General features: G+C 45.8%; 18 protein-coding genes and 2 pseudogenes. All 20 read right to left on the reverse strand.

All coding sequences use genetic code 11. The features are described from left to right. Position 1: 1 nt before the first annotated feature. The 20 genes and pseudogenes from AC3ARB_RS06305 to AC3ARB_RS06400 all read right to left on the reverse strand — a co-directional run bounded on the left by AC3ARB_RS06305 (position 2) and on the right by AC3ARB_RS06400 (position 13808). A complete protein-coding gene (locus AC3ARB_RS06305) occupies positions 2 to 364 on the reverse strand; it encodes an SAG1252 family conjugative relaxosome accessory protein (protein WP_488319744.1) in 363 nt (120 codons plus the stop codon). Positions 365 to 690: 326 nt separating this feature from the next. Continuing rightward, entirely contained in the window at positions 691 to 918 is a 228-nt protein-coding gene (locus AC3ARB_RS06310; protein WP_488319745.1) for a hypothetical protein, read from the reverse strand. Then, entirely contained in the window at positions 912 to 1544 is a 633-nt protein-coding gene (locus AC3ARB_RS06315) for a DUF3990 domain-containing protein (protein WP_488319746.1), read from the reverse strand. The genes AC3ARB_RS06310 and AC3ARB_RS06315 overlap by 7 nt, the downstream gene beginning before the upstream one ends. 127 nt (positions 1545 to 1671) lie before the next feature. Then, positions 1672 to 1965 carry a hypothetical protein gene (locus tag AC3ARB_RS06320; RefSeq protein ID WP_488319747.1) on the reverse strand — a complete coding sequence of 98 codons (294 nt, stop codon included), beginning with the start codon at positions 1963 to 1965 and terminating at the stop codon, positions 1672 to 1674. 42 nt (positions 1966 to 2007) lie between these two features. Next, entirely contained in the window at positions 2008 to 2427 is a 420-nt protein-coding gene (locus tag AC3ARB_RS06325) for a DUF5945 family protein (protein WP_488319748.1), read from the reverse strand. Continuing rightward, positions 2424 to 2660: a DUF5965 family protein gene (locus tag AC3ARB_RS06330; protein ID WP_488321540.1), complete on the reverse strand. Its 237-nt coding sequence runs from the start codon at positions 2658 to 2660 to the stop codon at positions 2424 to 2426. The genes AC3ARB_RS06325 and AC3ARB_RS06330 overlap by 4 nt, the downstream gene beginning before the upstream one ends. A gap of 34 nt (positions 2661 to 2694) precedes the next feature. Further along, the gene (locus AC3ARB_RS06335) at positions 2695 to 3810 is read right to left on the reverse strand and encodes a DNA primase (protein WP_488319749.1); all 1116 of its coding nucleotides are present in this window, start codon (positions 3808 to 3810) and stop codon (positions 2695 to 2697) included. 41 nt (positions 3811 to 3851) lie between these two features. Continuing rightward, entirely contained in the window at positions 3852 to 4496 is a 645-nt protein-coding gene (locus tag AC3ARB_RS06340) for a hypothetical protein (RefSeq protein ID WP_488319750.1), read from the reverse strand. Between the two features lie 102 nt (positions 4497 to 4598). After that, a complete protein-coding gene (locus tag AC3ARB_RS06345) occupies positions 4599 to 4898 on the reverse strand; it encodes a DUF5966 family protein (protein ID WP_488319751.1) in 300 nt (99 codons plus the stop codon). Position 4899: 1 nt separating this feature from the next. Continuing rightward, on the reverse strand, positions 4900 to 5205 hold the full coding sequence (locus AC3ARB_RS06350) for a DUF5962 family protein (RefSeq protein WP_125177064.1): 306 nt from the start codon (positions 5203 to 5205) through the stop codon (positions 4900 to 4902). Positions 5206 to 5273: 68 nt separating this feature from the next. Further along, a pseudogene (locus tag AC3ARB_RS06355) lies at positions 5274 to 6242 on the reverse strand (hypothetical protein); the annotation flags it as partial. Then, entirely contained in the window at positions 6235 to 8091 is a 1857-nt protein-coding gene (locus tag AC3ARB_RS06360) for a recombinase family protein (protein WP_001820670.1), read from the reverse strand. The pseudogene AC3ARB_RS06355 and the gene AC3ARB_RS06360, both read right to left, overlap by 8 nt. Positions 8092 to 8145: 54 nt before the next feature. Beyond that, a complete protein-coding gene (locus tag AC3ARB_RS06365; RefSeq protein ID WP_001820669.1) occupies positions 8146 to 8337 on the reverse strand; it encodes a hypothetical protein in 192 nt (63 codons plus the stop codon). Positions 8338 to 8408: 71 nt separating this feature from the next. Beyond that, positions 8409 to 8639: a YdbC family protein gene (locus AC3ARB_RS06370; protein ID WP_001206986.1), complete on the reverse strand. Its 231-nt coding sequence runs from the start codon at positions 8637 to 8639 to the stop codon at positions 8409 to 8411. 45 nt (positions 8640 to 8684) lie between these two features. Further along, positions 8685 to 9539 (reverse strand): ParB/RepB/Spo0J family partition protein, encoded by an 855-nt coding sequence (locus AC3ARB_RS06375; RefSeq protein WP_000743700.1) that lies wholly within the window; start codon positions 9537 to 9539, stop codon positions 8685 to 8687. Positions 9540 to 9547: 8 nt separating this feature from the next. Then, positions 9548 to 10513, reverse strand: coding sequence for a MobV family relaxase (mobV, locus tag AC3ARB_RS06380; protein WP_001820668.1), 966 nt, complete (start codon positions 10511 to 10513; stop codon positions 9548 to 9550). Between the two features lie 524 nt (positions 10514 to 11037). Beyond that, positions 11038 to 12063, reverse strand: coding sequence for an AAA family ATPase (locus AC3ARB_RS06385; RefSeq protein ID WP_001170964.1), 1026 nt, complete (start codon positions 12061 to 12063; stop codon positions 11038 to 11040). Between the two features lie 154 nt (positions 12064 to 12217). Beyond that, positions 12218 to 12692: pseudogene (locus tag AC3ARB_RS06390) on the reverse strand (RNA polymerase sigma factor). A gap of 83 nt (positions 12693 to 12775) precedes the next feature. Then, entirely contained in the window at positions 12776 to 13201 is a 426-nt protein-coding gene (locus AC3ARB_RS06395; protein ID WP_000323895.1) for an RNA polymerase sigma factor, read from the reverse strand. 94 nt (positions 13202 to 13295) lie between these two features. Then, the gene (locus AC3ARB_RS06400) at positions 13296 to 13808 is read right to left on the reverse strand and encodes a sigma-70 family RNA polymerase sigma factor (protein ID WP_488319752.1); all 513 of its coding nucleotides are present in this window, start codon (positions 13806 to 13808) and stop codon (positions 13296 to 13298) included. Positions 13809 to 14236 lie beyond the last annotated feature (428 nt).

Here is a 14236-nt window from a genome sequence, read left to right on the forward strand (position 1 = left end):
TCTACCTCCCCATGTACTTGTCACGAAAGTCTAGACTGAGTGGGATAGCTTTCTCGACTTCAGCCATCAGATCCTGAACACAGGTCAAAATAATTCGTAAGTGCTCTGCCGTGGCCTGCTGGGTCTGTTCAGCCAAGACAGTCACCTGTAAAATGTCTCGACTAATTTGCTCAATCTTCTGGGACTGCCAGAGGGTAAACCAATCCGTTACTGACTGCTTCCTCTCAACCAAGTCCATCAGTTTTTGACGGACAAAGGGAGAAAACTGGTCCGCATGTTCCTGCTTCATCAGCTCCTGGATCTGCTCCAGTTCCTCTGGTGTCAGATTGATTTCCTTACGGATAATGCGGTAGTGGTCTGTCATCTTATCATTCTCCTTCTCTACTTGCTCCTATCGGGTCTAACCCGATACCGTATCAGATACGGGGGTCTTCCTTCAGCCTCATCACTTCGCTTTTCGGCTTTTGCGAGCTCAGTTATTGTGTCCACAATAACCCAAAATCTAATCGCCAGCTGACCACAAACCTTACAGATTGGTCAGCCGACGATAAGAAAATATGGTGGCTTCGCCCCCAAACCCCCAATTAAAAATCAAGGATTGATTTTCTAAAACTAGATAGAGTGTAACAAGAGAAAGCTGAAAAAATTATCACAGAAAAAGAAAAAGAGCCGAATGGCTCTTTAGAAATATTAAGCATTAAAATACTCAGATTTTATTTTAGATACTAGGTTGCTAGCAACAGTTGTTACACCAACGTGCATTAACATAGCATCTGAATAATCTAATTGCTTCGCATACTGATACGCAATTTTTTCTGCTACCGCTTCATCTAAACGGTAATCAGAGACTTTCAACAAGGCTTCTACTAATGACTTGCTATAAAGTTCTATTTGACGATCTATTGTTAGGGTTACCATTGGTCTAGCTCCTTTCCTGTATCTGATAAGTATACTTTATCTATCTTCATTATATCACAAAATTCTTGATTATGGATTGATAATTGCTTAAATGAGTAAGGTTGACGAAAATTTTCTAACACTTCTTGCTTGCTTAACTCTCCAGCTTCATACTGTACGATAACCTGAGTCGGGTTATCATCTGTCTGCACACCGTAAATAAAATCAAATTGGTGTTTAGGAATTCCTGTATGAATCCGATTTTCAAAAACAAATTCCGCAAAATCAATATCATCTTCAGATTGTTTATGCTTTGCAAAATAATGACAACAATATTCAGATGATGTAAAAATTTCTTCAAAGTTCTCTATACAAAATTCTAAAACAATGCCAACTTCTTTACTTGTTTCTAAAAATGTTTGTTCGCTACCTAATCCATTATTTAATGCTGAAACTTGTGCATTTATATATTTACAGGCTTGTTCAAAATCAGAAGTGATATAAAAACCAGCACCAAAATCTAATTCACGTCCAGTGTTATAATCAGCACGAATCCCCTTTTTCAATGATTCTAAATGTTTCTCTAAGGTTGCATGATACCACTTCTTTTTTTGTAATTGCCGACGTTGTTTAGTTGTCAGTTCCAAAAAATAATCTCTCAATTCTATCCAATTAACTTAGAAAAAGGCCACCTAGTTATACATTACTGTACCTTCAATGACTTCTAATCTGGCTAGATTATACCACAACATTCCCTAATAAGCAAAAATTCTCTTACTTCTTACTCTGCTTAAACTGCTCTATCCGCTTTTCCAACTCTTCTGTCTTTAGTGTTGCTCTGGCAGTCTCAATACGGTCATCTAAACTTTCTTCCTGAACAACAGGGCTCGTTGATCTAGGATAACTTGCTGGCGCTTCTTGCTCCTCTTGGCCAAAAACTAAATTGATTAACTTTTCAACCTTGTCTAGTTCTGTGTCTGACATACCTGATAAGATGTGAATCAAGGACTTAAATCTATCGGACGATGAATAAATAGTCTCTTTGGATTTGAATAATCTTTTTAACATGGTTCTCCTTTCGCAAAAAACAGTCCCAGGAGGACTGTTAGCTTAAACAAGTGTATCAATCGCCTTTAGAATAGCGGTGATGGTTTTGATGGTGTTGCCTTTCTCATTGACCAACCCCTGCAAACGATCAAGCTCCATCTGATAGGTACTCATGTCTGCTTCGTGGTTGGCGAGTTGTTTCTGAAGGTGCTCCTTGTAAAGCGTGGTTGGGTCTTTGTCCAAAGTAGGGCTGGGAAGTGCTACTACTGCTGGTGACACTTCGGTATTTTCCTGCGGGGCTTGCTGCTTGTCACCAGCCTTTAGCTTCTGGAATTCTGCCTGATAATCAATACTTTCTGTCGTTGACCCTGCTTCACCCTTACCAAAAAGTGCCGCAATCTTGGCTCGTTCCTGGTCAGGTGTCGTCGCTGGTGTGGGTTGGTCTAGTGAACCCTCAAAGGTCCAATCTGCTTGTGTGGTCATTCTGTTCTCCTTGTGTCATTAGATTCTTGTGGGGTATGTGGTTTGGTCATTTTCCCAAAAGCTCGCTCTAAAGCCTCGTCAAAGCGTATTTGACTGCTAGCTTGACAAGTGATAAAGGTTGAGTACATGGCTTCCTGAAGTTGGTCCTGATAGATTTTGAGGCGCTCTTCCTCCTTGGCCACTTTCTCAGCCTGTTTGCTGACTTTTTCTTCTAAACGAGCCACTTGGCTCAAACTCATAGGCATTCCTCCTTCTTTGTGTTTGGGTCTAGCTTATCAGAGACCTGTTGATTTTTTCATCACAGGTCAAATCTTGGGGAGAATAACCAGTCAAGGAACGCTCCTCATAAAACTGGCAGAGCCAATCGTTCAAACTAGGTTCCAGCTTTCGCCTCATCAACTCCTCATTCCAATCTGATTTACCATCAAACATATCTAAAGGTGGTAAATCCTGCTCAACTGGATACCCCTGCTCTCTTAATTTATCAATAAAGTCTCTCCCTGCCTTATCATGATCGACAGCCAAGGTCAAAAGGTTAGTATATTTCTTGAAGTAAGTGGTAGTTTGTAAAATCACATCCAGATAATGACTTAATCGTCCCTTGTCCAGGCTATCAAGAAAACTAAAGTTACCTTTTTCTTCTGATACTAGTCGGATAACATGATAAGCAATAACACTTTTCTTGAGCCCTTCCATAGACACCAGACGAACATCAGATAGTTCTGCCTGATAACATTCGTAATAGCTCATCAAATCAATGGCAGATTCCGCAAAGACAAGTCGCTTGGGATTTCCTATGGTCAAGCTAATCCCTGCGTAACCGTGAGAGCCTTTCATGATTTTCTTGAGCCGTCCCCGCTTGTATCTTTCTGGGTGTTCCTCAATCCCCTGAAGGCTAGCTCCTACCAAATGACCGTGGTGGTCCTTGCTTTTAAGCACAACCACAGGCTCTGAATGCTTGTCGCTCTGCCATGTCCCCTGAGCAAGTAGCCCTTGCCGACCAAAGGTGTTAATGGTCTCATCAGACAGGTGGCGGATGGTCTTTAGGTAGGTTCGAGCAGAATCAAAGTCCTTACTTTCGGGGAGGTAGTAACGAAAAGGCTCTAGTTTTAACTCCTGAACCTCCTGCTCTGGAAAGTCTCCCTTGTCCAAAAAGTGAATCGCCTCCTTGAAGCTAACCCCTGCCATCAGCTGCACAAAGTCGATGACATCGCCCTGAATATCCCGTGAAAACCACTTAAAGGTATTGGTGTTAGTAAAAATCTTGAAGGAATCGTGCTCCACCTGCTCATAAAGGGTGCTTGATAACCGTTTGAGAGGAATACCGAGGGCTCCGGCCACATCCACGATAGACTTCTTTTTAATCATATCTAATGCAATCATCTTATTCTCCTATCAAAAAAAGCAGAAGCCCAACCTTCTGCTTAGGGTGTTGTTGTTGAAACAGGTAATTCAGGAACAGCCGCTGGCTCTGGTCTATCAAACTGAATTGTCGTCAGTGCTTCTGATAGGCCAACCGAATAGGTCTGAAGGTGATTGACAAGGAGCTTGTCTCCCAGCTTGGTGTAGGTCAATCGCAGGAGACGTTTCTCCACTTGATTGGTCTGAGCCTTGTCCTTTTGCTCCAAGTCTGGAACGTAGGTCACTGTATAAGACACCTCGGCTAAGACCTCATTTGAAGCATGATTGAGGTAAATATCGGCCTCCTGATACTGATAGTCCAAGATATAGTCCTTGTAGACCTGCTGGAGGGTATCTTCTTGGCGAGTCAATTCTTCACGGTAGGCTGAATCCGTCAGATAAGGCTTGATACGCTTGTTATTCTCGCCAAGTTGTTTCTTGGTAAAGTAGTGACGGAGAAACTCCTCGACCCCCTCTTGGGACAAGTGACTAGTTTTCTCCTTTTTGGCCTGCACTTCTTGTAGCTTCCTGGCCTCTTGCTTAATGGCTGCCCTGGTCTCGTTGGCCACACTCTGTTTTCCTAGACTGTAACCCATAGTCGAGACAAAGGCTAGTAAAGCAAGACTGGCTAGACTCACTAAAACGACCTGCTTAGTTCTATCAATCATCTATTTTTCCTCTTTTCTGTTATGATAGACCAAGCATACCATGATGGGATTGGGGATTTTATCACAGAAAAAAAGGACACCCGCAGGTGTCCAAATCTAAGATTAAGCCAGATGCCTTGTGAACATAGTCCTCAGTTTTTTAACCAGTAGTCCGGCCAATAAAATATTTATCCCAACAAAGAAAGTTGGAAAACTGAGCCAACCATCGGTCTGAAACTCGCTCACAAATAAAGAAGTTTCTGTAAACAGGAGGTAGAGACCATAAACCTCCACAAAGGCTAGAAAGAAGCCTCCTCCGATTAACACTAAGCCAGTTGCCATAAGAAACAAGCGGTAAAGCAAAAGGAGGATTCCTCCTGTAGCGATGAGGATGAGGATAATTTGTCCGATTTCTTCAAGCATCTTAACCCTCCCCTAACTGTCTCAGGTAATAACCTGCCTTGGCACTATCCAATGCTTTTAATCTTTCAACCAAATCCAAATACTCTACCCGTGTCCCCTCATCAAGGTCTGGGAAGAAGGTCTCACGATTGGTCATGATAACCTCTAATTGACCAGTCAACTCACGAATGGAAAAACTCACATCACCTGTTGCTTCCTCGTATTGGTTTTTCAAGTCACGATAAACCTCATACTGGTCAGGAGTGCTAAAACCCTCACTCAAAAGGTTATCTAGCTGGTGCTTCATGTTTTCAAATTGGTCTGTCATAATGTCTCCCCTTTTGTTTTTCTACCATTAGTCTACCGCGTTCAATTCTTTTTGTCAGCTCATTGCTGCTAAATTTCTAAAGAAAGTTGGTCGTCAAGGACGATTTCTTGCTTATTGAGTTGATTAAGAAAGGGAGCTAGGGCTTCTTCAATGACCTCTATAGGCTCCCCAGCTTCAATCAGGGGCGCAAGGACATCGTATTGGGCTTTAAGGTTTTGATAATGTTCTTCCTTACTAAAAGTCTTATTGACCTGTTCCTTGGCAACGGCTGCCTTATCCCTCATGGTCTTGGCCAAAGCCTCGGTTGTTTCTTTGTCCTTTTCAATGTCGTCAATGACATTGTTAATCCGCTGGAGCGTTCCAATGGGGGATTTCAAATCCAGGCTCACCGAATACTGGTTGTCTCCCACAACTCTAAGCGTGACAATTTCAGGAACAGGTTCACTCAGGCTTCTGGTCGTCACCTTCAAGGCAAAGCCTCGGTAATGGGCTAAGGTACGGAGTTCCTTGGTTTCAGAGCGATTCTGACGAATCAACTGGTGCAGGTACTCCCCTGCCTCACTTTTTTCGGTGTAGGTTTGGCTGCCAAAGGACATGACAAAATCCTTTCCTTTACTATTTTTTGACCGCTCAATGTCCTGGTCATAAAGACTAAGGCGTTTCTCCATAACCGGCAAATCTCGCTCCGCCACCCGTATGGTTTGACGGTAATCGTCCTTGGTTCGCTCAAACGCACGCCGTTCATTGTCCAAAAGCCCCAACTCATTTTCCAGCTCCATCTTGAGTTTAAGAAAGGGATTGCCTGTAGCCAAAGCCTTGAAATCAGAAGCGGTCATGGTCTGCTCATCAATGTCTTCTGCCGCCCGAACAGGCTCTTTAGAGGTCATAATTTGCGTGATGTACTTGAGCTTATTCTCTTGGGTCTGCCAGAGGTAATTGTCAAAGCTCCCTTTGGTGATGTAGTGATAGATGTCCACCTCTTGGTGCTGATTGCCCTGACGGATAAGCCGACCGTTACGTTGGACAATATCAGTCGGTCATTTTTTGCGGACAGTTCATACATGCTATCCTTTTCTGTTCTCTGCTCCTGCGTTTGCTCTCGTTTGATTTCTCCCTCCGTATCTTCTTGGCACAAGCAGGACAATACCTTGATGCACCAGAGCCCGGGACATATTCAACGCCGCACACCGTACAATTTTTAGCGGGCATTGCTGCCCACCGTTTTGTAGGTATGATATGTAATTCATCGACAAAGCCGATGAATTTATAGTAAATCTTGATTTCCTGCTTCACTGTTCCGTCTGCCATCTTCTCACGCTCCGAAACAAGTATCTTGTCTATGAGTGCGTTTATAACTGTTGCATCCAGTTCTTTTAAGCCTTGATAATTTCGGATAAGGGCGAGGAAGTCACGGATTCCCCGTGATTTCTCGTAGCTTTCATTAAGAGTTTCCGTCACCTCTTTCAGCCTTGCTTCAATTTCAAGCTGCTCTTTCTGGTATTTCCCCGACATCATCTCAAAATTCCGCTCGGTAATACGCTCCATGACCTTATCCTCGTAGAGAGAGGAAAACAGCCTGTCCAGTTCCGCAAGGCGTTTGTTCAGCTTCTTACGTTCTTTCTCTAATGCTTTCGCCCTGCTCTGGTCTGTTTCCGTGAGCCGCTTTTCTATGGCCCTGACCGCCTTTTCATCATTCACTGCCATATCCGCAAAACAGTTGATGTCGGCAAGAACGGCATTGAATAAATCCCTTGCTTCTATATTGTGGGCACTACACTCGCTTCTTCCGTTTCTTGCATAATTATTACATGAATACTGTACACAGTCGATAATCTCTGGGCGTTTCCTCCTGTGTACGTTCATTGCCCGCAGAGCACATCCGCAGTCCACACACTTGATAACGCCTGCAAAAATATTTACAAATCCTCCCTTGTTCTGTGGAAGCCTACGACTTGTAATAAGCTGTTGGACAATATCAAATTCCTCCTGCGTGACTATTCCCTCATGGGTATTGGGTATCACTTCCCATTCTTCGGGCAGCTTAGAGGGGCGTTTCTTGCTTTTCATATTGGCGGCAATCCGTTTGTAGCCTACAAGATTTCCCGCATATATCGGGCTTCTTAAAATGCTCCTCACGCTGTTCCCACTCCAAATATAGCGTTTGTCCTCGTTCCCCTCAAAATGACGTTCAAAGCCTGTTTCGCCACGCTCCGCCGCATAAGCGGCAGGGCGTAGGATATGCTGTTTATTAAGATGTCTGCAAATTTTGGCAACTCCATTCCCTTTTAATGCAAGGTCGAATATCTCTTTTACAACATGTGCCACTTTATCATCTATCAGCAGATGGTTGTGGTCGGCAGGGTCTTTGATATAGCCATAAGGGGCGGTAGTTCCCATGAATTTCCCCTGTTGAAACCTCGCCCGATATGCCGATTTTATCTTAACAGATATGTCAGCGGCATACATTTCGTTTAAAATGTTGCGGAAAGGCGTGATGTCCATAGCAGATTTATTCAAGGTATCTACGCCGTCATTGACCGCTATATACCTCACGTTATGCTCTGGGAAGAAAACTTCCAGATATAACCCACAATCAAGATAGTTTCTCCCCAGACGGGATAAATCTTTCGTAATCACGCAGTTTATCAGACCGCTTTCAATGTCTTTTATCATATTCTGGAAACTTGGTCTTTGGAAATTTGTACCAGAATAACCATCGTCCACATACGTTTTTGCTATGTGCCATCCCTGCTTTTTCACATAATCCGTGAGGATGGATTTCTGTGTCGCAATGCTCGCACTCTCGTTATCCGTACCATCGTCTTTAGATAAGCGGCAATAAATGCCGACTAAATAGATTTTCTTTTCTTCTTTGATTCCTGCCATACTGTAAAACCTCCGTATCTGTCCTATCTGTTTTCATGTCCCATTGCGTACATTCTAAGCGGACAGCCCCTCATTGTCGAAGGTGTCGCCCTCGGCAATCTTCTTCCGAATATCCTCGGAGATAATCGGGACAAACGCTTCTGTAACGGTCTGTGTGCCGACATATTCACGGCTGATTATCATCTGCACTGGTGCTTTTGGCACGATACGCTTTCTCTTTTTATCTGCTTTCTTATCCTCGCCCATACTTAAATCTTCCTTTCCAGACAGGGCAGGGAAGAGTTTGGAAATGTCCCCGCCCTGCCAATCAGATACCATTAATCCTCGCTGTTTAATTCTTTCTGTAATGCTTTAAGGAGTGCCGCCGCTTCATCAGCGTTCAGCGTGATTCCCTTGCCGCACTTTTCACGGTTCGGGGAAAAGCTGCGGATGTCATACTTCGGCTCTTTCCCATTCCATGAAATGAGATTGATTTCCTTTGTGTAGCCACTGTCGCCCGTAGACAATACTGCGATTTCCTTTACGATTTCATACTGGATTTCTCTCATTCTCCATACCTCAACTCTCTGTATTTACTTCCCGAAAAAAGAAGATTAGCGGCTGTCACGGTTGCGTTTCCTCTGCAACTCACGCTCCAAAAGTTTGATGATGGTTTCCTCCATCTGCTTCGGCGTTGTGTTCTTCGGAAAGTATTTTTTCAGCTTGCTTGTGTTGATTTTCAAGGTTTCTTTCTGGTTGCCCTTTTCCTCCGTCATAATCGCAAATATCGTATCCATGTCAAGCCGCCCGCTCTGGCTTAACTGTTTCATCCGCTGTGCCTGTGAGAGTGAGGGCGTTGCTTCTTCGCTCTCCATCGTGGCAAAGAGGTTTTCCTGCTCGTCTTTCTTCAAGAAGGACAGTTCCACCGCAGGCGTGAGGGCGATTTTCCCCTCGTCCACCATCTGCAAAATCGGCGGTATCAGTTCCGTCAGGCGGATAAAACGCTGCACGGTCATCCTGCCCACGCCGAAGCCCTGTGCCACCTTGTCGTCCGTCCGCAACTTCGTCACAACTTGTGACGAGGTTAAGTCTGTGCGGAAACCCTGCCGCTTCATGGCTTCGGATTTCATCTTGTAAGCAAACGCCCGCTCCGATGGCAGGATATTCTCACGCTGCAAATTGCTGTCTACAAGGGTGATGATGGCTCGGTCACGGTCTAAGGGCAGGACAAACGCAGGCACGGTATTTATCCCTGCAAGTTCAGAAGCACGGACACGCCGCTGTCCTGCAATCACTTCATAACCGTCCCCGTCCTCTTTCGGGCGTGTGATTATCGGCGTGACAATGCCAAATTCCTTGATGCTTTCCGCTAACTCTGACAGTGTTTCATCTTCTGCCACATGAAACGGATTGTCGGGGAACGGGTACAAGTCTTTGGTCTTTAACACCTTAAAATCCTGTTTCTTCATTCACATATCTACCTTTCTTTCGCTCTGCTTCTATGATTTTTCTGCAATTCTTCCAACACTTCGGGCGGTATTTTTGACAGCAGCCGCCCCATCTGCTCGTTGGTTCTCTGCAATTCAAATATCTTCTGATTCGCTTTCTGCACCTTTAGTTCCTGCTCGTACTTTTCATCACGCATACGCCCCGCATAGTCTGATTCCTGCCCAATTCTCTCTTTCAAACTGTCGATATACGCCTGCTGTTTCCCGATTTCCTTAGAGAATTTCTCCACGTCTGGCAGCCATGCAGAGAGTAAATCTAACGCTTTATCCCTTTTCTTCCCTGCGTTAAAGGCGTTGATGTCGGATAGGGCAGACACGATTTCTTCATACTGTTTATCAAGCCTGCCGCCTAATTTATAGAGCCATGTGGGGACGTGTTTCCGCTTGGTTTCCATTGAGGACTGCCCCCGTTCAAGCTGATTCCACCGTGAGGACATCCGCTCATGGTAGGCGGTCTGCCACTCGGATAATGATTTCTGGTTGCCTAAGATAGCTTTCGCTGACAGCTTATTGTCTGGCGTAATCGGCACAAAGCAGAGGTGCATATGGGGCGTTCTCTCGTCCATATGGACGACAGCGGAGAGGATATTCTGCTTTCCAACACGCTCCGAAATGAAGTCAAGAGCCGTCTGGAAATACGCTTTTTGTTCTTCGGGCGGTAACTGGTTCATAAATTCTGGTGAAGCTGTGATGAGCGTTTCCACCATCATCACGCTGTCTTTCCTTGTCCTGCACCCCGCTTCGGCTACCATGCGGTTAATCTCTTTCTTGTAGGTGTACTTTGGTGGTGCTATGAGATGGTAATTGTTTTTAGAGCGTTCCATATCTATATCTGGGTTGCTTTTGTAGGCTTCTTTCTTCCGCTCGTTGTGGCGTTCACAAGCCGCAACGCCGCCCGCTTTTCGTTTCTGGAAACGCAGGATTGCATAAGGCATAGGCGGATTCCTCCTTTCTTTCGGCGGGTGACCGTCCTTTGGGGTGACAGCGGTGACGGTGGTGACAGCAGTTTTGGGATACCCCCTGCCGACTGCCGCAACTGTCACCCTCACCCCCTGCATGACGGTCATGTCGATGATGACGGTGTTTTTGGGATACCCCCCTCGCAAGAGCCGTCACCGTCATGCCGCCATTCTTTTATCCGAAGCCGTAAGGCGTAGGATAGCAGGGCACAGCCCTGCCTTAAGGGAGTCCAGAGGGAACGTCTGGCACACGACTTTGCAGGGCAAAGTGTAGTGTGTTACACCCTGTAAACGCAGTCGGAAAAATCGGAATGATTTTTCTGACCGCAGGGGTGGTTTTACACGACCGAAAAGGGCGAGTAAATCTCACGCCTGCATTTTGCGTTTACGGGGTGTTCTCCCGTAGGGATGACAGCGGCAGGGTATCCTAAAATCACTGTCACCACCGTCACTGCTGTCACCCGCAGGGCAGAGCCGCCAGCTTTACATGGCTTTAAGCGTCAATGACAGTAACAGGGGGGTATCCTAATATCGCTGTCACCACCATCACCGCTGTCACCCGCCCTCCTTGCAAGGGCAATCCGCCTGCCGTCTTTCCTGCGGCTGTACTGGTAGCAGATACGGTTCTCGCTTAAAAATGTGGTGCGGTATTCATTCAGCCATTTCGTAATCACCGTGGGTATGGTTTCCGTTTCCCCCATAGCGGCTAACAGTTCCGTTGCCGTGCCTATCCATTCTTCCTTATCCCTCATAAAATCCACCAACCGAAAAAGGACATCTGGTATCGTTTCTTTCGCAAGCTGCTCCTGCGTTTTCCGCTCCACAAGCTCCCAACGGCAATCACGGAAACGCAGCGTGTATTCCTGATAAGGCGTGTCCCTGCCCGTCACATACAGCTTGGCGGTGTCAGACGCACGTTTCTCCTTTTCCAGAACAAAGGTAGCGTCCGCACTCCCCGTTAATCCTGTCGTCCCAGACACCTTGTTGAACACGTCGCTGTCATTCTGCTTTCGGATGTGGTGTACGACAATGACCGCCAGAGAGTGCCTGTCGGCAAAGTCTTTGATGAGGGAGATGTCCCCATAGTCGCTTGCATAGGCATTGTCTTTTGAAGCTGTACGGACTTTCTGCAAGGTATCAATGACAATGAGCCTGCTGTCTGGGTAATCTTTCAGATAATCTTCAAGCTGCACGATAAGACCGTCTGACAGCTTGCAGCTTGCCACGGCAAAGTGGAGCCGCCCGCTTGCTTCGTCCGTCAAACGAAATAACCTGTCCTGTATGCGGCAGAACGTGTCCTCAAGGCAGAGGTAAAGCACATCGCCCTCCATTGTCGGCATATCCCATAAAGGGATTCCCTGCGACACGCATAAGCATAGCTTCAGCATGAGCCAGCTTTTGCCTATCTTCTGTGAGCCGCAGAACAGCGATAAGCCTGTCGGGATAAGGCTGTCCACCACAAAGGATGGTTTCTCAAGCGGTTCATAAAGGAGCGTTTCGGCGTTGACTGTCTGTAACTTCTGCATGGCTTTCCTCCTTTCGGGCGGTGTCTTTGTTTTCGTTGCACATAGGCGTTGACCTCCTTAAAAATAGATTTACTCCCACGGAAAAAAGTGAGAGTATGTAATGCCGCCAATCCCACACAAATAAAAAACAGATTTCTTTTTCGGGCGGTGTCGGTCACGGTTGGAGATATTTCTTCAATTTCCGCCTTTACTTTCTCCTTTGCAATCGCAACAGATTTCTGTATTGCCGAAGCGGTGCAATGCTCCATAGCGGCGATTTGGTAAAAATTGAACTCATACTCGTAGTAGAGCAGGAAACGCCGCCTTTGTATCTCTGGAAGGCTCCCAACCGCCTTATAGAGCGTTTCATTCCGTTCTTCCTCAACCATGCGTTCATCAAGGCTCTTAGGCACACGCAACGCCCGTCTGTAAAGGGTTTCGTCCCATACCTCGTTAAACTCCCTGTGCCGCTCGTCCCATTAGAAAAGATTCCTGTTCCTGCGCTCCATCTGCCGAAACTCCATAAAGAACTGTTCCGACACTTCCAACTCGTGGGATTTGCCCTGCCCGTCCTTAAAGCTGATAAAATACCTTGTGCCGCTTTCCGTGGATTCCTCCCGAAGCGTGTATGCCTTAACCCTGTATGCCATCCTGTTGTCCTCCTGCAAAAAATGAGTGAGGGGATTTCCATCCCTCACCCAGTAGCCCGCAGGATGGCAGGCTGTTTTAGAAGCTATAAAATTTTCCGCAGCTTCTTCCGCAGATGGTCTAACCTCGCATAGATGGCACCAGTCGTCAAATGCACAAGCGGGGCAATCTCCTTTGTGGAATACCCCTGCATTTTCAGCAGGACGATTTTCAAGGTACGCCCGTCCACCGTGACTAATACTTGATAGAGATTTTCGCTCTCAATCTCTTCCAGTAACTCCGCAACCGTACCCACTTCCGCCTGCCGCTCCCTGCCTGCCATGTCCTCAAGATATTCCGCAACGTCATTCGTCCATCGGTAAAACCGCCTGTTGGAATTGAAGTCTGCCCTGTCCGCCATGCGTATCTGCTCAATGGTCGCTTCATCAACGCCGCACTCACGCAGCAGCTTTTCCTCCGCTTCTTTCCAGATACGCCATTTCCTGTCCTCCCGTCCGTGGTTGTATGCCATTCTTACTTCCTCCAATCAGAATTGATTGAGAGGGCAGAGAAAAGCCCCCTCATCTTCCCAAAGGAAAAAACAAGGGGGCTGAACGCCTTAAATTTTAATTTTCTATTATCTTTCTTAGTTTTATTAGGATTCTGGCTTTGCGTTTGTTTACAACGCTCTGGGTTATGCCCAACCTCGCCCCGACTTCACGCTCGGAAAGTCCGTCAAAAAAGATTGCCTGTATCAGCTCCTGTTCACTATCCGACAGCAAAGGCAGGGCGGCTTTCATCCTGTCCACCATGACCGCATTGACAACGGTTTCTGCAATGTCCACCGCTTCATCAGTGATAAAGTCCAGAGGATTCCCCTCGCTGTCCGTAAATCCGTCGAGAGATAGCAGTCTATTCTTTGTATCTAATTTTTGCAGATAACGCCACCGTTCCTTGTCACGGTAGAAGTCTGTGTATTGCTCCCTCACGACTTCAAGCAGACAGCCTTGAATGGGGATAAACAGCTTGTCCATATAGGTCTGGTCGGATTCCCTGCAACGGCAGAACTCCGTGTAGGATAATTCCACATAGCCGCCACTTTCTCTGATATATACCTTTCTTGGTGCATATTTCACCATAAATACCTCCCATCTGAATTTTTGAAATGTAAAAAATCCAGATGGAGAGGCGGAGAACGACACCGCATATCAGAAACAGCCCTACGGCACTTTCCAACAAAAATCGACAAAAGAAAAACCGCAAAGGCTCTGTGACCTTTACGGTTATAGGAAATAGTAATTCTATTGTATGGAGATTGTACTTCTACTTTCAAGGTGAGAAGTACCGTTGCACTGGCAGAAATTTTTTTAACTGGTTTCCTGCCGTTCTCTGATATGCTATGTATTGATAAATTTTGCTTCGTATGAGCAGATAGATAACTGCCCGAAAAAAGGACATAAAAAAATCCCTCCAAATTTAAAAACAAATTCAGAGGGTAATTTAGGGTATAACAAAATAACCCACCCGAATATCGTTTTTTTTATTTGGTGAGTTTGTTCTTTCAAAT

Source organism: Streptococcus sp. ZY171113 (genome assembly GCF_057748235.1).

Excerpts from the sequence above, each read along its gene's own strand:
- AC3ARB_RS06305 (WP_488319744.1), bottom strand. The coding sequence starts at position 364 with ATGACAGACCACTACCGCATTATCCGTAAGGAAATCAATCTGACACCA.
- AC3ARB_RS06310 (WP_488319745.1), bottom strand. The coding sequence starts at position 918 with ATGGTAACCCTAACAATAGATCGTCAAATAGAACTTTATAGCAAGTCA.
- AC3ARB_RS06320 (WP_488319747.1), bottom strand. The coding sequence starts at position 1,965 with ATGTTAAAAAGATTATTCAAATCCAAAGAGACTATTTATTCATCGTCC.
- AC3ARB_RS06325 (WP_488319748.1), bottom strand. The coding sequence starts at position 2,427 with ATGACCACACAAGCAGATTGGACCTTTGAGGGTTCACTAGACCAACCC.
- AC3ARB_RS06335 (WP_488319749.1), bottom strand. The coding sequence starts at position 3,810 with ATGATTGCATTAGATATGATTAAAAAGAAGTCTATCGTGGATGTGGCC.
- AC3ARB_RS06340 (WP_488319750.1), bottom strand. The coding sequence starts at position 4,496 with ATGATTGATAGAACTAAGCAGGTCGTTTTAGTGAGTCTAGCCAGTCTT.
- AC3ARB_RS06345 (WP_488319751.1), bottom strand. The coding sequence starts at position 4,898 with ATGCTTGAAGAAATCGGACAAATTATCCTCATCCTCATCGCTACAGGA.
- AC3ARB_RS06350 (WP_125177064.1), bottom strand. The coding sequence starts at position 5,205 with ATGACAGACCAATTTGAAAACATGAAGCACCAGCTAGATAACCTTTTG.
- AC3ARB_RS06360 (WP_001820670.1), bottom strand. The coding sequence starts at position 8,091 with ATGGCAGGAATCAAAGAAGAAAAGAAAATCTATTTAGTCGGCATTTAT.
- AC3ARB_RS06365 (WP_001820669.1), bottom strand. The coding sequence starts at position 8,337 with ATGGGCGAGGATAAGAAAGCAGATAAAAAGAGAAAGCGTATCGTGCCA.
- AC3ARB_RS06370 (WP_001206986.1), bottom strand. The coding sequence starts at position 8,639 with ATGAGAGAAATCCAGTATGAAATCGTAAAGGAAATCGCAGTATTGTCT.
- AC3ARB_RS06375 (WP_000743700.1), bottom strand. The coding sequence starts at position 9,539 with ATGAAGAAACAGGATTTTAAGGTGTTAAAGACCAAAGACTTGTACCCG.
- mobV (WP_001820668.1), bottom strand. The coding sequence starts at position 10,513 with ATGCCTTATGCAATCCTGCGTTTCCAGAAACGAAAAGCGGGCGGCGTT.
- AC3ARB_RS06385 (WP_001170964.1), bottom strand. The coding sequence starts at position 12,063 with ATGCAGAAGTTACAGACAGTCAACGCCGAAACGCTCCTTTATGAACCG.
- AC3ARB_RS06395 (WP_000323895.1), bottom strand. The coding sequence starts at position 13,201 with ATGGCATACAACCACGGACGGGAGGACAGGAAATGGCGTATCTGGAAA.
- AC3ARB_RS06400 (WP_488319752.1), bottom strand. The coding sequence starts at position 13,808 with ATGGTGAAATATGCACCAAGAAAGGTATATATCAGAGAAAGTGGCGGC.